The 15,096-nt window shown below is 53.5% G+C and carries 13 protein-coding genes and 1 pseudogene; 3 read left to right on the plus strand and 11 right to left on the minus strand.

Going from position 1 to position 15,096, the window contains the following annotated elements; all coding sequences use genetic code 11:
* The 7 genes and pseudogenes from G7Y43_RS07935 to G7Y43_RS07965 all read right to left on the minus strand — a co-directional run.
* Positions 1 to 224 (minus strand): annotated as a pseudogene (locus tag G7Y43_RS07935) (hypothetical protein); the annotation flags it as partial.
* Between the two features lie 89 nt (positions 225 to 313).
* The gene (gene nrfD, locus G7Y43_RS10835) at positions 314 to 910 is read right to left on the minus strand and encodes an NrfD/PsrC family molybdoenzyme membrane anchor subunit (protein ID WP_370514667.1); all 597 of its coding nucleotides are present in this window, start codon (positions 908 to 910) and stop codon (positions 314 to 316) included.
* Positions 911 to 943: 33 nt separating this feature from the next.
* On the minus strand, positions 944 to 1,408 hold the full coding sequence (locus G7Y43_RS07945) for a DUF4405 domain-containing protein (protein WP_165045815.1): 465 nt from the start codon (positions 1,406 to 1,408) through the stop codon (positions 944 to 946).
* Positions 1,408 to 1,836: a hypothetical protein gene (locus G7Y43_RS07950; RefSeq protein WP_241158206.1), complete on the minus strand. Its 429-nt coding sequence runs from the start codon at positions 1,834 to 1,836 to the stop codon at positions 1,408 to 1,410. Before G7Y43_RS07950 ends, G7Y43_RS07945 begins: the two co-directional genes overlap by 1 nt.
* A 178-nt stretch (positions 1,837 to 2,014) precedes the next feature.
* Positions 2,015 to 3,214, minus strand: coding sequence for an NrfD/PsrC family molybdoenzyme membrane anchor subunit (nrfD, locus tag G7Y43_RS07955; RefSeq protein ID WP_165045817.1), 1,200 nt, complete (start codon positions 3,212 to 3,214; stop codon positions 2,015 to 2,017).
* Between the two features lie 18 nt (positions 3,215 to 3,232).
* The gene (locus G7Y43_RS07960) at positions 3,233 to 3,856 is read right to left on the minus strand and encodes a 4Fe-4S dicluster domain-containing protein (protein WP_165045819.1); all 624 of its coding nucleotides are present in this window, start codon (positions 3,854 to 3,856) and stop codon (positions 3,233 to 3,235) included.
* A 5-nt stretch (positions 3,857 to 3,861) separates the two neighbouring features.
* Positions 3,862 to 6,381 carry a molybdopterin-dependent oxidoreductase gene (locus G7Y43_RS07965; protein ID WP_165045821.1) on the minus strand — a complete coding sequence of 840 codons (2,520 nt, stop codon included), beginning with the start codon at positions 6,379 to 6,381 and terminating at the stop codon, positions 3,862 to 3,864.
* Positions 6,382 to 7,236: 855 nt separating this feature from the next.
* Here G7Y43_RS07965 and G7Y43_RS07970 point away from each other — a divergent pair.
* Positions 7,237 to 7,515, plus strand: a complete 279-nt coding sequence (locus tag G7Y43_RS07970) for a type II toxin-antitoxin system RelE/ParE family toxin (RefSeq protein ID WP_165045823.1) — start codon at positions 7,237 to 7,239, stop codon at positions 7,513 to 7,515.
* 9 nt (positions 7,516 to 7,524) lie between these two features.
* The gene (locus G7Y43_RS07975; protein WP_165045825.1) at positions 7,525 to 7,830 is read left to right on the plus strand and encodes a HigA family addiction module antitoxin; all 306 of its coding nucleotides are present in this window, start codon (positions 7,525 to 7,527) and stop codon (positions 7,828 to 7,830) included.
* 118 nt (positions 7,831 to 7,948) lie between these two features.
* On the opposite strand, the gene G7Y43_RS07980 is transcribed toward G7Y43_RS07975, so the two are convergent.
* The 4 genes from G7Y43_RS07980 to G7Y43_RS07995 form a co-directional block, all read right to left on the minus strand.
* Positions 7,949 to 9,202, minus strand: coding sequence for a Fic family protein (locus tag G7Y43_RS07980; protein WP_165045826.1), 1,254 nt, complete (start codon positions 9,200 to 9,202; stop codon positions 7,949 to 7,951).
* 221 nt (positions 9,203 to 9,423) lie between these two features.
* A complete protein-coding gene (locus tag G7Y43_RS07985; RefSeq protein WP_165045828.1) occupies positions 9,424 to 10,317 on the minus strand; it encodes a molecular chaperone in 894 nt (297 codons plus the stop codon).
* 49 nt (positions 10,318 to 10,366) lie between these two features.
* Positions 10,367 to 10,942, minus strand: a complete 576-nt coding sequence (locus tag G7Y43_RS07990; protein ID WP_165045830.1) for a 4Fe-4S dicluster domain-containing protein — start codon at positions 10,940 to 10,942, stop codon at positions 10,367 to 10,369.
* Between the two features lie 3 nt (positions 10,943 to 10,945).
* Positions 10,946 to 13,825 carry a molybdopterin-dependent oxidoreductase gene (locus G7Y43_RS07995; protein WP_165045832.1) on the minus strand — a complete coding sequence of 960 codons (2,880 nt, stop codon included), beginning with the start codon at positions 13,823 to 13,825 and terminating at the stop codon, positions 10,946 to 10,948.
* A gap of 257 nt (positions 13,826 to 14,082) precedes the next feature.
* On the opposite strand from G7Y43_RS07995, the gene G7Y43_RS08000 reads away from it, so the two are divergent.
* Positions 14,083 to 15,018, plus strand: coding sequence for a LysR family transcriptional regulator (locus G7Y43_RS08000; RefSeq protein ID WP_165045834.1), 936 nt, complete (start codon positions 14,083 to 14,085; stop codon positions 15,016 to 15,018).
* Positions 15,019 to 15,096 lie beyond the last annotated feature (78 nt).

The raw sequence follows: 15,096 nt of genomic DNA on the forward strand, positions 1-15,096 counted from the left end.
ATGTCCAAATGGCGCCACGTGCGCTCGCGCGTATCGTACACACCGTGCATCGCCCCACATCTCGGACATCTTAAGGCATACCCCGGTGTCCTTTCGATGTAGACATGCAGTTCATCAGGATCGGGATCGCAATCCCTCATCTCAACGTCGACAACAGTCCACTCATCTCCGAGGTTCAATGATTTTGCAATGATCGTTGCCAGCATCTTCGTTTGTGGGTTCATTTTGGCACCTCCGTATGTTTCCGCTTACATGCTAAATGATACCGCTTGGCCCCGCTTGTAACTACACTTCCCACAGCTGACACCCTGTGCTACCCACTAAAAACCGCGAAGGGCCTAAAAGAAAGTGCATACAAGACCTTCACGTTTGGGAAGAGACCATCAAATGAAGTGATCACCGAAAACGAAACCGCACACGCCAAAGCCACTGCCAGAGCATAGGCTCCAGCAGTCATGATAGATAAGTTCGGATAAAACAGAAAGCCAATCAGCCTGTCGGGTCTGCCAAGATCAAAGGCGAGACATAGAACACCGCTCGCCAACGCGACCAGACACACTACCCACGCGCGAGCGAAGAACTCCGACGGCAGCGCGAAAGCGCGAGCTACCCTCGTCTTCGCGCTAAAAGAGCGCTCAATTGCCATAGCAGACTCAGAATTAGTGCACGTGTCCGCAAAATAGTGCTGCTCACCTGAACGACTCCCGCTATCCACCCGGAGGGATCCAATAGTCCTCCCCATGAAAGCTTTCCCAAAGCACATACAACCAACAGGAGAGCCGAAGCGCCTGTGAGCGTTCACACATTCCAGCAAACTCAGAACCACAAGCGTTCCCGCCCCAACGCCGCCGAGGAATAAGTAGCCTATGGCAAGCATGCTGAACAAAAGCTCAGCCTTCCTTAGTCGCATTCATTCAATACATAACGACAAAAAGTATAGCACTTAGTCGCATCTACCTTCACCAGGAACGCCCGCAGCAGGACTCCTTCTCATGCCAGCAACCACAATCTTCCAGTTGGAAGCCACATGCACAAGCAACAGCGCGAGCAACAGTTTCGCCGATGCCGCATGCAACAGATCCCAGAAGTAATACCCATCGGCATAAAGACCGAGGGAGGAAAGCACCGTGCCCGACACCATGAGACCCGATACGCAACACGTCATAAACACCAGAACGAGTACGATATCTAGGATAGTTTTCACAAGCTTCACCCCCCGGCGATGAGCGGAATGAAAGAACGTGTCAAGCAAATAATCAACATGCATCGCAGCATGAACGATCACGAACAAAAGGGCACCAAGGCCTACCCACTCGTGAACGGGAACACCAGTAACAACGGGGTTTGCAACAAGCACATAGACAACGAGCACGACCGCGTCCACAGCCAAAACCTTCCTCAGATCCATCACTTGCCATCTCCCTTCGGAACATCATTCCCATACGCAGAAACGGTGTCTTTGGTATTAACCTTGCGTGGGCGCGAGAGAACGCCAATCAACACGATAAGCCCCACCACGAGCGCCGTCGGCGCAAGAATCCATATATTCAAAGACGAGTCGGAGGCTTGCTTATAGCGACCCTGTAGCGTATCCCAAGCATGACAATCCGAATCGGCGCAACCCGCTTCGGGGCAGGTCATTTCATGGATTCCATCAGGTTCGGGCACAGCATCAAAACCATGGCATTCACCACTCGCACAACCCGCCACCGGGCAAGGCGAATTCGGACTTATCGGGTTCACAGCGCTCTTCGGCTCAAGGACGAAACCCACGCCGATAACCAGTGCACCCGCCAAGGCGAACATCGCCAACGTGATCAATACCTTCTTTAGCATCAGATCATCTCCTGAACGATTGCCCCACGTTCGAAGGCCTGATTTGCCACAGAAACACGCGAGCGAGAATCGACGAATCGGATCTTCGAGCGAGGCCGCCACCAGGAAAGCGGCGGCCTAATGATGAGCACTCGACCAGCCCGGAAGGGAGAACCGGTCGAGTGCAAGAGAAGAATACTTAGCGCAAACCCTCCACAGGCTTCAGCGGAAGCTTCTTCAATCCGAGTAGCAGTAGGAACGCACCGAGAGCGATAACGCCGATGGCCACACCAAACTCAAGCATCGTAGGCCAGTAGACCATGCCCTCATAGGCACCCACGATGCCATTTTCCCAATTCGTGAGAGTGTACTCAGTCACAGGACCCGGATAGGGAAGGTTGGCGATCTGGAATCCACCGACAAGCAGCTGCGCACGCTTGCAGAAGATGGCAATAATAGCCAGGACAGATGCCCCCACCAGTAAGCCGTTACTGCGAAGCTTCGGGATGAAGCAGATGGCAGCGGTCACAATGGTGCCGATTATCTCAACCCAGAAGAAAGGCGCAAGCTGACCGACAACGAGCATCTCGACAACTTCTGCGCCAGAAGCGGCTGGGAAACCAGCAGTCAGCAGGTCGCAGCCAAAGAAGTAGAGGTCAACCATGCAGAAGGCACCGAGTAACTTGGCAAGCTTCACCAAATACCTCTGGCCGAGCTCAAGATAGCCCGCCTTACGAAGTGCAACAACCACGATAATCACGAGAGCGGTGCCACAAACGAGAGCGGAACTCACAAACCACGGACCGAGCAGCGCGGTGTACCAAAACTCATGCGATTGTTGTAGGCCGAAGATCCACGCAGTCACAGTGTGAACCATGACAGCGCAGACAAGCGCGATGACGCTGATCACGCGAAGTGCTAGCTGACTCACCTTGCCCACCTCAGCACGAAGCGTAGCCCACAAATAGACACAAGACAGAACAAGATAGGTCGTGAGCACTATGATATCCCACATGAGCGGAGAACTCAGGTTGGAAAAGGCAAAGAGCTCCCAGACACGGAACGGCTGACCCATATCCACCACGACAAAAGCAATGGCGCACACGGTGGCGCAAATGGATGTCCAAACAGCCACCTTGGAGATACCGCCAAAGCCCTCCATGCCGAATGCTCGGGGGATGGAACTGATGATCAGACCTCCGGCGGACAAACCAACGAAGAACATGAACATTGTGATGTAGAGACCCCAAGAGTCAAAGTTGCGCATGCCGGTTTGAATCATGCCTCCAGAAAGCTGCATAACCCAAAGAGCGATGCCGGCGATTGTTAAAACTGCCGAAATAATGATGGCGATGTTGAGACTTTTCCCACCTTGAGCGGGAGTGATGTGTTCAGTCATTTCTATTCTCCTTTCCCGCTAGACGAGGTAGTAAACGCTGGGCTGCGTACCGCGATCTTCGAGCAAGTGCTCGTAGCTACGCGAGGCAATCTGTTTGGAGATCTCGGAATCAGGATCATCTAGATCGCCAAAGCACCTGGCTCGCGCTGGGCAAGCCGCAATGCAAGCGGGTTCTTGACCGCGAGCGATGCGGTGATAGCACATCGTACACTTCTCGACCACATGCTTCTGATGCACAGGGACATCTTCATCGCCAAATGAGAAGTCAACCAGATACTGGGGCTCCTCCCAGTTAAAAGAGCGAACACCGGTGTAAGGACAGGCAGCCATACACATGCGACAGCCGATGCACTTGTCGTAGTCCTGGCGCACGATACCGGTCTCTGGGTCTTTGTAGGTAGCACCAACAGGACACACCTTCACGCAGGCGGGGTTGTCGCAATGCTGACACGACACGGTGTAATATGTCATCGTGCAATTGGGAAACTCGCCGTCAGGCTCGTCTAAATACTCTCCAGCCCCAACAGTGATAACCCGATTCCACCACACCTTCTTTGGAACATTATTCTCGTTTCGACATTGCACGGCACACGTGTGGCATCCTATGCACCGCTTGGTGTCTATAGCCAATCCGTAACGCATGTTTCCTACCCCCATTTCCTAATGTCGACGAGAAGATCGAAAGATGCAAAGTTGACAGCCATAGGGTCGACAGAAATGTTTGTAAGCTCCTGATAGCCACCTTCGATACACTGGTGACGCTGCCATCCCTTAGGCATCGCAGATACACCCTTAGGCAACGCCTTACTGATGAAAGCCTTGCAGACAACATGTCCACGATCGTTAAACACCTCTACCGTGTCACCATCAACGATTCCCCTTGCTTCAGCATCTTCGGCATTCAAACGAACGCGCAGCTCCGGCTCAAGGTCGCGGAAGGTTTCTATTTCGGCATACTGGCTATGAACACGATAGCGCGCATGATCCTGCAAGAGCACCAGCGGATACTTGCTCGCCAATTCATTCTCATACCAAGCTTCGTTCGGTGCGCGCCAATACGCGAAGTGCTCCTTTTCCGCGTTGTTCTTCCAATCTTGCCCGTAGTCAAGACGAGGTTTTGGCTCCTCGCAATACAGCTCGGCACGACCCGATACGGTCTTGAACTTCTCTACGCCATTGACGTAAGGTTCATCCTCGGTAGCAATCACACGGATGGCCTTCTCTTCCTTGAGGCGATCATAAGTTATGCCCATGTCGCGGAGAGCATCGCTATCCATCCACATCTTGGTCCACTCCTCGTTGTCCCTCATCGGGAAGGAATCACCTTCTCCAAGTGCAGCAGCAACGAGTGCCATGATTTCGGTATCTGGCTTTGCCTCATATACAGGATCGATCGCCTGTTCATTTAATACGAGGAAGGGGTTAGACATGTTCACACGCAAGTCGTACGTCTCAAGCGGGCAGGTAACCGGAAGGACAAGGTCGGAATAACGTGCCGTATCAGTAAGTTCGGAATCAACAACCACGTGGTACTCGAGACCTCCCACGACGTCCGTCAGGTAACGGTTCTGCTCGGCATAGTTGCTCAAAGAGTTGCTCGCGAAGGTCATCATCGCCTTTGCGGGGAATGGCTTGCCATTTAATGACTGATCCCTCACAAGATCGGGCAAGGCACAGAATGGAACCGTCATGTTAGCGGAACCTCCGTTTTTGACAGCAATCGTACCTGCATTTACGGGTACACTGCCGGCAAACAGGAATAGACCTCCGATACTTGCACCCTTTTGACCCAAATTACCCGTAAGGGCCATTAGCTGGCCAACAGCCTGACCAAACAGATGAGCGTTCTGATAATGATCGATGGCGAACTGAATGTAGAGCCAGATGGGACCTTCCTCAATGAACACATGAGCAAGTTCTTTAATCTTCTCCACAGGAATTGTGGTCTTCTCGCTTGCCCACTCCAGTGAGTACTCCGCAACATGCTTCTTCAAAGCAGAGAACACGGTGGTGCATTCATGCCCATCTACGTTGAACTCGCCTTCAAGTACAGGATTATCGCATTCGAGATACGAAGCCTTTTCGCCCGTGGCCGCATCGATAACGAAATACGGATCTTCTTCGGCGCTCTTCTTGACTTCTATCATAAGGCCGGTGTTAAGGTCGAGCATGTATTCCTTCTCGCCGTCATCCTCGCCTCCACCGGAAAGATGGGAGTATCTGAGTTGCTTGCCGTCTTCTTTGCGAATAAGGAATGCCGCCGAACTCCGCTTCTTTACGAATTCCAGGTCATACAGTTCTTCGGAAATGACGTAATTGGTCATAGCAAGCGCAAGGGCAAGGTCAGAGCCTGGCCGAATCGGAATGAATTCATCAGCGAAACGAGCAGTGTTCGAATACACCGGATCGATTACGATCATCCTAGAGCCGCCCTCTTGCGCCCTGCGAAGAATGCGAAAGTCCTGCGGCATAGCAACAACGGGATTTGACCCCCACACAATGATGGTCTTTGAATCGAGAGCGCCCTTCGTCTCGCTGGCCTGTTCGAAACTCCCACCACCTACCACTCGGTCGGTACCATAGCCAAAAGCCTGGTCGTAGCAGGTGCTTAAAAAGGTTGCACTCAGTGCATTACCAAAAAGTGTCGCCATGGATGATCCAGCAACCTGGGAGTTACTGCCACCAGAGGTGTCGAGAATAAAAGCGTTTGGACCGTATTCTTCTCGAATGGCACCGACCTTCTCTTTTATGTCGGCTATAGCCTCATCCCAGCTGATGCGTTCCCATTTGCCCTCACCACGAGCAGTGCCTTCAACGCGACGCATAGGATATTTTACGCGAGTGGCGCTATAAGTTCTTTCTGCAAGGGAGATGCCCTTCAGGCAACACCCCGTATAGATCTCTTCGGGATACGCTGCCGGACTAATTTTGCGCGCCTTCCCATCACGCACATGCGCTTTGAGCATACATGCCTGGAAGCAAGGGTTCCTGCATGAAATGTTGAAGATAGACTCCGACGGACTCTCAGGTTCACCAGAATTAAAATCGACAGCCAGTGCAGTCAGACCCGTACCGCCAGCGAGAGCTGTCGCACCCGCTACCGCTGCGGTCGTTTTGAGAAAACTTCTACGGGTGAACCCGCCTTGCGGGCTTTTCGTTCCCGACATTTCTCTCCTCCTAGAAAACATCGGGGCATAATCTGGCCAAGCGTGAGCATGTACTCGGTCACAAAACCACACAACATCGGCCCAGCACAGGAAACCCCTTCTCCTTTATTGAAGAATCGGCCGATTCTTTGTGGCATAATATTATCACAAGTTATTGCGACATTCAATCATTAAGACGCACAGATTTGCAGTATCTAATACCAGTATCTAATACCTTACGCTTCTACTCACGGGTCAGCCATGACAGACAGCGTATGCAGGTGTACGCAGATGAAGCTGGCAGAAAAATCGCGAAATGCGAGGTTTTTCAAAGTTAGCTGTGGCTTCGGGAACTTTTTTTACGAAATGCACGATTTGAAGCGCTAAAAATGAGTAAGGAGACGAGCATTACTCTTCTCTTCTTGAGACTGCTCTTACGTTTTACCTGGTCAGAAGCTACTACTGTGTTTCCAGAAGATTCGGCGAGCTTTATCGACTCCACCACATCGTACATTTCGTAAAAAAAGTTCCCGAAGCCACGGCTAACTTTGCTCAATCGCGCATTTTGTAGAAAAAGTTGCAGAAGGCGAGGTTTTCTTTGCTAGGGCATGTCTAATCATGCCTAACTATACCTGAATGTGTCTTTCGCGGTTTCTTTCGTGGACAATCCTGCATTTCTCGGAATAAGAGTTCGCTAAACTTGCGGATAACAGCGCAGCGACATGCAGTACGGAACAGGCGCACGCAACACTACGCGACACATCGCAGTGTAGTCCATTGAAAGAGCGTTAGCATTATCTACCTACCCCCTTGCACCGTATTATGCAAGAGGAAAGTTAAGCACGCTTGACGTTATTAACGTGAAAGGTTAATATCATGATTGTTTCGTTTGCCAGCAAAGAGACCGAACAACTCGCATCGGGACAACGCGTAAAGCAATTCATCTCCTTTGAGCGAATTGCCCAACGAAAGCTTCGCCAACTACAAATTGCTGACTGCTTGCAGGATCTTCGCATTCCTCCCGGCAATCACCTGGAAAAGCTTGGCGGCGACAGAAACGGCTTTTGGAGTATTCGTATCAACGACCAGTATCGCGTATGTTTTCGCTGGACCAATACAGGACCGGCAGAAGTCGAGATTGTTGACTATCATTAGGAGTCAGACATGAACGAGAAACTCAACCCCGTTACGCCCGGCGAGTTGCTCTCTGAAGAATTTTTGAAACCAATGGGCATCTCGCAATATCGACTCGCTAAGGAAATTGGCGTACCAGCACAACGCATCGGCCAAATTGTCTTAGGACGGCGCGCCATTACCGCAGACACCGACCTTCGCTTGTGCAAGTTCTTTGGCCTATCCGACGGTTATTGGCTACGTGCACAGGAAGAATACGACCTAGAAGTCGCACGCAACAAAATAGGCGATCAGCTTCGTCGAATCAAACCCTGGAAGCAAGCGGCCTGTCTCTAAGAGGTCTTCACGGCCTTGACCACAGCTTTGTTAAACACCATTCCATAAATTAAGTCTTGGAACCAAGCAGCACGCATTTAAGTCTTGCGTGAGCGACTTTCGTCCTCGTCTTTCCAAGCTATTCCCCTGTGGCTCCGCCGTCGCTCATAAGAAAAGGGAATTCTTTCTGCTTGAAATCATCCGTCAGGGCAAACATAACGGGATTGCGGCCTCTTGTCTTCTCGACAATGCCCCGATCCGCAAGCCGTCCCAGATATTTGCGCGATTGCTGCGATTTAACGTCCAACAAGTTTGCCATTCGCTCAACCGAAGCATCGTTAAACATACCAAATGCGGCCTGCTGCGCAAGGCCGAATATCAGAGCCATTTCCTTGGAGCTGAACCTATCCTCACCCTCCAAGCGCTCACACGCTTCTCTAATTTGCTCATACCGAACGCATCCTTCCTTCAGACGCACTATAAGATCATTTTGCGCCTGCACGATAAGCTCCATCATCGCATACACGAAAAAAGTCAGCTCTCCCCCATTTAAGGGATCTTCGACAGTTTTGAAAGCGCGGTAGTACGTCGCCTTGTTTTCTGCCAAAACACGCGAGAGGGACAATGCAGTAGGCTTCGAGAGCGATTCACCTAAGAACAGCGACAGCAGGTATCGACCCGTACGCCCATTGCCATCGTAAAACGGATGCGCATATTCGAAAATATAATGCGCAGCTAAAGCTCCGTAAAGAGAGGGCATGTCGACCCGAGATGTAATAGAAAGCATCGCTTTCATTGCCTCTTTGATAAGCTTTTCAGGGTGAAGTCCCGCATGAACAGCCCTTAATCCATCGGAGACATAGACTTCCCCAGCCCGGAATAGTTCACCGTCAGGTGTATCGTCAAGCGGCTCCCCACTCATAACACGATCATAGATGGATCGGATATCAGCAGGCGTCTTGGGAATCTCGGGGGTCTGGAAGGTCATATCGAGATAAAGGTGGGCAAACTCGCGGAAGCGCTTCTCTTTCGCCTCCTTCTTTGGCGCCGCTCGCAGAGCTTCCTCTATCTGGCGACGTGTGCTGTGAATGTTCTCGATGGCGTTACTGTTGATGACCTCATCGAAAACAAGCCCGCGCAAAACTTCATCGCCTGCGATGCCAGGAATCATCGACATGAGCCTACTCACTTCACGCTCTTTTAGTAGAATGGATTCCGTGAGCGTTGAAAGTTCGCGAGGAACAGCAATAAACAGATCGCCGCAGTTTGTCTGATAATTCAATTCGAACGTTGAAGACGATTCGCGCCGCTCTAGCAAACGAATCCGCACATTAGACTCGCGTTCGGCAGAAGAGTCCATGTGATACAGCGTTGCAAGTTCTTTGTATTCCATGGCTCCTCCTTCTTTATCCTTCAGGGCTATTGAGTATAAACAAGAAACACTCAGCGAGGTTGTTATTTATATCTTTTTCCAAATTATATAAACAACGGAAGCACCACGTGCTTCTTGTTTACACTCTTCAGCCAATTGGATAAAGAGGCGCTAGGCACGCTGAGCCGCTTTCGCCACAGCCTCGACGGCAGCATCACTGTCGGTGAAGCCGTTTTCACGGCTTAAACAATCACCAGCTCGTGATCTTCGATCCCATAGGGGTGCACCTTGCGCAAGCAGTCCCATGTTGCCTTAAGCTCAGCAAACGCAGCAGCCTCGGGACTATCGGCGGAGGCGCCAAGGGGAATAGCCACCTCAAAGCCATGGGTGGCCGCGGCGTTTTCGGCCCACAGCGCCGCTTCCGAGAGCAATGTGGCGTCGTTGGTGGCAAATGCTGCCAACGCCTCGATCATCTGCGGATAAAGCACCGACGTCTTAGAGCGGCGAGCACACACAGCAAAGTCATTCACCCAGGTAAGCATATGTCCGCGCACAAATGTCTCCTGGTCGCGCAACGATTCCGCAAGTTTTTCCAAACTGCCTTCGCGTAAACTATCCAGCGAGCTTTCAGACAAGCGCGCCATGAAGTCACACATGGTAGCAATGTGATCATCGGGAATACGCATGAGACGCGCCAACTCAAAACCATGATCGCGAAAGATACGACGCACGACAACGGTGTTTTCCTGGAAGTCAGCCAACTCATGGGTAAGATAAGGCGACTCAATGGGCTGACAAGGCAACGCTTCCGGACCGATAAACAGGCGGGTGTACTCGTCCCGTGCCGCATCAAGCAGCACTTGCGCGTCCACACATTCGCGCAGGTCGCATAGAAAACGACCGAGGCCCTGCATGGAAATATTATCACCAGTGAATTCCTCCACCGCATCGGCCGTGTCAGCCGAGAGCAGCACCGTCAGCATGGCCGCATCCGGCGTACCGCCCAACAGCTTGTGGAACAGCGTATACAAATAAGCACGCGAGAGTAGCAACGCTTCCAGGTCGATAGACTCGCGGCACAGGATTGCAAGGCCGGATGCGGAATCGGTTACATTCTCAATTGCAGAGCTGGTCATAGTTCCCCTCCTTTGAAAAACGGGCGACCCGAAGGCCGCCCGATATTGCTTACAGCGTGACGGCCGCGAAGTCGTCCATCTGGGCGCCGCGGGTGGGCTCCCACAGAATGTTCGGAGTCGTAGTGGCGGCAGGCTCCGTGCACGGCAGTTCGCTCACGGCATCTGGATGAGCAGCGCGCAAGTCGTCCATTGCGCCAAACTCGATGGCGCGCATGGGGCAGCTTGCCACACATACCGGATCAAAGCCGGCTTCACGCAAGGCGCGGCAGGTATCGCACTTCTGCACGATTTCATCTTCCTCGATGAACTGCGGTGCACCATACGGGCAGCTGTTCACGCAGGTCTGACACCCGATACAGGCCTCATCGTCATGCTGAACAGTACCGTCTTCGTCCTTATACATAGCACCGGTCGGACAATTTGCCACGCACGCCGGGCTTTCGCAGTGATTGCACGAGATGTTTAAATGGAACATCGTTACATCCGGATACGTTCCGCACTCGAAGCTGTCCACGCGGCGCAGGCGCGGACCCGCCACCTGAATGTCGCGACGATCCTTGCAAGCAACCTGGCAGGTACGGCAACCGATGCAGCTGGCCAGGTCAACATAAAATCCCAGGCTCATGATTTACGCCTCCTTCGTCTCGGTCGGCACCACATACGCGGCCAAACCGGCATCATCTACACCCGTAGCCAAGAACGGCCCACGCTCGAAGTCTTCTACAAGCGGCTCGCCGTCGTATTTCTCGATCTCAATAAGCAGGCTGTTGTAGCCGTTCAAGTGCGGGAAGTAATTGGACAGCTGATGGTCAGAAAGCATCTGCTCGCTGCCGCCGCGGTCGATGATGTTGTCGGGGTCGCTTTCATCGAACACCGAATGCGGTCCGTGTGGGATACCAACCGTGCCCGGCATCATCGACTGCATGGGCTGAGCAATGCGCAGCATACGGCCGAAGTCGTTGTAGCACATAACGGTGTCGCCAGCCTTAATACCGCGCTCGGCAGCATCGTCGGCGTTCATGAACACCGGGTTGCGGAAGGCCTCCTGCGTCCAGACCATGTTGTCGTAGCATGTATGTGCACGACGCAGGTAATGCGGGGTGAACGCCTGCAAGGGGAACTTACCCTTCTCCTTGGTTTCCCAATTCGCGAACGTTTCTTGATAGCCACGCCGCGGCACGAAGTAGTTCGCATAAGGCTTGATGGGTTCGGGGTTCAAACCCGTGCGGTTCACATTGTCGGCCTTGAACTGGCAATAGATTTCCAGCTTGCCGGAAACCGACGGACGCGGCCAGGCCGTATCGGCTACGACCACCGACTCACCGTCTTTCCCAATACCCAGCTTGTCGTCGCGATACCCCACATAGTTGCGCTTGTCGTCTTCGGAGCGCGTGCACACATAGCAACCTTGCGCCATGAAGTCGTCGAAGGCCACTTTGCCTTCCTGGGTCGGGAAATCCGCATGGTACTTCTCGTTGTCCGCATCGGTCCAGGTAATGACCGGCTCCCACTTCGACAAGTCGGGTGCCAGCTCGCGCATACCCAAGAAATAGCCAAGCCACTGGTCGTAGTTACTCTTCGGATAAGCATCGTCGGGGTTCGCGCCCATGCGTTCGATAATCTCGCGGAACACCTGCTTCTCGTCTCGAGCCTCGTACAGCGGCTTGATGAGCGGCTTCCACGCCAAAAGCGCGTCCTTGCGCTGCTTCTGGCCGTTGCCGTCGCCAAAGGGGCTCGGCCACGCAAGCTCACCCCACGACTCATCGTCGTTGCCTTCCCAATGGGTGATAACCGGCAGAAGGATGTCGGCGAACTGAGCCGTAAGCGACATTTTGATCTCGAAGGACACGCACGTGTCGGCCTGACGCATTACCTTAATGGCTGTGGGCAGGTCACCGCGTGTTTGCATGAAGTTCGAGTTGGTGGCAATCAGCAGACGCGGATTGACTTCCATCTCCTGCGCTTCGTGATAGGTGGGCGTGTTAGCGCGCAGCTTCGTCGGATCGTTCACCGCATCAGAAGAACCCAAGTCGAAGGGGCCATCTGACGTGGTGATATACTTGCCGTCCAGCATGCAGCGCCACCAAGCGGGGCCTTCGATATTCTTGCCGGGACCAGTCACCGCAGGCGAACCTACCAGGTTATCAATGTAGCCGTAGTCGCCGCCAGCGTGCTGAATGAGACGGTAACCCGAATCGCCCGCATCCCACGTGTAAATGGCCGCTGAGCCGTGGCCCGATTTGCCGTAGTGGCCACCCAGTGCCGACACAGTCATAAACGCCTGGGGCAAATTCTCGGCACCCAGATAACGCGAAGATGCATAGCTGTGCAGGAACGTAACAGCATTGTTCTTGCCAGCCATTTCTGCATACCAGGTGATGTCTTCTACTGGCGTGCCGCAAATTTCGGTAGCCCATTCGGGGGTCTTCGGCGTATCGTCGTAGGCACCCAGCACATAGTCGCGGAAGTTTTCGTCGAGTTTCGCGTCGGCCGGCATCGTCTCAGGCGTGAATCCTACCGTGCGCTCGTTCACGAAGTCCCAGTCGATAATGTCGCCGCGCTCTTCGTCGAGGCGAATCATCTCGTAGATAACCGCCAGCAAAAATGCCGTGTCGGTACCAGGACGCACCCGAATCCAGCGAGCATCCAGCGACGAAGCCGACTCGTTGTAGTTCGGCCCCACGTACACGAACTGCGTGCCAGCCTTCTTGGCGTTGTGCAGCCAATACATAGAGGAATGGTGGCACCATGCAGGATTGCATCCGTACAGCACGATGGTATCGGCATTCGGCAGGTCATACTTGTCGGGTGCCATCATAATGTCGGGGTGGTCGCCCCACGAATACATACCTAAAGCCTCGGTTTGGAAAGCCCACGTGCCGAACGACTCAACCTCGGAGTCGTAGATTGCGCCGCCGAGAACAGGGAACATCGCCGCGCCCGGCACCCAACGCCATGCGTTGCAGATAACGCCCTTCTCGCCGTATTCTGCATACACACGCTTCATCTCGTCGACTACATAGGTGAGCGCCTCGTCCCAGCTGATACGCTCCCACTCGTCCTTGCCGCGCAGTTCGCCGTGAGCGTTCTCGCCGCCGCCAGGCTGCCAATTCTTGCGCTTCATGGGGTACTTGATGCGGTCGGCGTTGTACACCTGCTGACGCAGCGAATGACCGCGCAAGCAGCTGCGCTGCTGAGGGCAGTCGAAGCTGTCGGCATGCGAGTCGTCGGTCTTCTGGCGAATAACTACACCGTCAACCACATATCCCATGTTCAGGCACATCTGGTTGCAGTTCTGGTGGCAGTGAATGGGCATCCACTCGCCTGTTCCCTCGATGATGGCGGTATCGGAGGCCACCTCATGCGTGGCCGCGCCTGACCCCGCCCCCGAGGCACCCTTACTATCGGGCGCGCACCCGGCGACTCCCATGGCAGCGGTAGCGGCCGCAGCGGCAGCGCTCGCCTTCAAGAAATCGCGACGCCTCAAGCTCTTATCCAACAGAGACATGAACATCACCCTCCTTTTTCCTCTTTCTCGTCCTATTCTTCCTGTCCTCCCTCAACATCCCGCATCATACGAAGGATGACGCGCGCATAGGTAATACCTATAATGTAATCTTGCATATGCTTGAAAGGCATGTACGCAACAAGAGGACAGCCGGAAATAACGAGTTCGTGGGTTTATTTCTCACAGGCTGAGGAAGCAATCCGGCCAAACACAACTTGGCCGAACCGCCAAAAACAGAGGGGAAACGAGGGGAAACTATGGAGTTAAGAACGCTTCGCTATTTCATTGCTGTCGTGCAGGAGGGCTCCATCACAGCAGCTGCCAAATCGCTCCATGTCACCCAGCCCACGTTATCGCGTCAGCTGGCCGCTTTGGAAGACGAGTTGGGACACGCGCTCTACCAGCGCAGTCACGGGGGTATCGAGCTTACCGAACAAGGTGTCATCCTACGCCGTTACGCTGAATCAATTCTGGCCCTTGCCGACAAAGCCGAAGAGGAAATCGCACTTCCTGCCCGCTCCATCGCAGGCAAAGTACACATCGCCGTTGGCGAGACGCGTGCCGTAGAAGTACTCGCCGAGGCAATGCGGCGTGTACAGGCCACTTATCCGGGCATTCAATTCGAGATTTACAGCGGTAACTCGTCTGACCTCATGGACAACTTCGTGCGCGGCTTCTACGACTTCTTCCAAGAATGCGAGATCAGAAGCCACGTTGACATGAACGTCATGGTGCTTCCTCATAAGGACGTGTGGGGAATTCTCACACGACGCGACAACCCGCTTGCACGCCTTCCCTACGTCACTCCGAATGATCTGGTGGGTCAACCGCTTATTAGCTCGCGCCAGGGCGCGAAAACCGCACTGGGACAATGGCTGGGAGAGCTGGCCGATCGTATGGACATCCGCGCTGTCTACAACCTGCCACACAACGTCAAGTTTCTCGTGCGCGAAGGCGTGGGAAGCGCTTTTACCTACCAAGATCTGTTTGAAACCAATGAGCTAACCGACTTCGCCTTCGTGCCGCTGTCACCCGCATTGACGTCAACCCAGGGCCTCATCTGGCGCAAAACCTTACCCACTCGCCAGGCCCAGGTGTTTCTCGATGTATTGCGCGAGGTATGCGCCGAGGCGGAAGAGAGTAGCGAAATAACGCACCGTACCGAAGAAAATGCCGGCCACAAGCACCCCTAACAGCACTGAACGGGGACGATCGTGACATTGGGGTCAGTATGTGACAGTATGTGGCATACTGACCCCAATGTCACGTGT

Origin of the sequence: Adlercreutzia sp. ZJ138 (genome assembly GCF_011038935.1) — a bacterium.
Lineage (GTDB): Bacteria > Actinomycetota > Coriobacteriia > Coriobacteriales > Eggerthellaceae > ZJ141.

Bases quoted from the DNA above. Each gene is read 5' to 3' on its own strand.
- G7Y43_RS08000 (WP_165045834.1), top strand. From the start codon at position 14,083: ATGGAGTTAAGAACGCTTCGCTATTTCATTGCTGTCGTGCAGGAGGGC.
- G7Y43_RS07965 (WP_165045821.1), bottom strand. From the start codon at position 6,381: ATGTCGGGAACGAAAAGCCCGCAAGGCGGGTTCACCCGTAGAAGTTTT.
- G7Y43_RS07975 (WP_165045825.1), top strand. From the start codon at position 7,525: ATGAACGAGAAACTCAACCCCGTTACGCCCGGCGAGTTGCTCTCTGAA.
- G7Y43_RS07980 (WP_165045826.1), bottom strand. From the start codon at position 9,202: ATGGAATACAAAGAACTTGCAACGCTGTATCACATGGACTCTTCTGCC.
- G7Y43_RS07950 (WP_241158206.1), bottom strand. From the start codon at position 1,836: ATGCTAAAGAAGGTATTGATCACGTTGGCGATGTTCGCCTTGGCGGGT.
- G7Y43_RS07995 (WP_165045832.1), bottom strand. From the start codon at position 13,825: ATGTCTCTGTTGGATAAGAGCTTGAGGCGTCGCGATTTCTTGAAGGCG.
- G7Y43_RS07945 (WP_165045815.1), bottom strand. From the start codon at position 1,408: ATGGATCTGAGGAAGGTTTTGGCTGTGGACGCGGTCGTGCTCGTTGTC.
- nrfD (WP_370514667.1), bottom strand. From the start codon at position 910: ATGCGACTAAGGAAGGCTGAGCTTTTGTTCAGCATGCTTGCCATAGGC.
- G7Y43_RS07960 (WP_165045819.1), bottom strand. From the start codon at position 3,856: ATGCGTTACGGATTGGCTATAGACACCAAGCGGTGCATAGGATGCCAC.
- G7Y43_RS07990 (WP_165045830.1), bottom strand. From the start codon at position 10,942: ATGAGCCTGGGATTTTATGTTGACCTGGCCAGCTGCATCGGTTGCCGT.
- G7Y43_RS07970 (WP_165045823.1), top strand. From the start codon at position 7,237: ATGATTGTTTCGTTTGCCAGCAAAGAGACCGAACAACTCGCATCGGGA.
- nrfD (WP_165045817.1), bottom strand. From the start codon at position 3,214: ATGACTGAACACATCACTCCCGCTCAAGGTGGGAAAAGTCTCAACATC.
- G7Y43_RS07985 (WP_165045828.1), bottom strand. From the start codon at position 10,317: ATGACCAGCTCTGCAATTGAGAATGTAACCGATTCCGCATCCGGCCTT.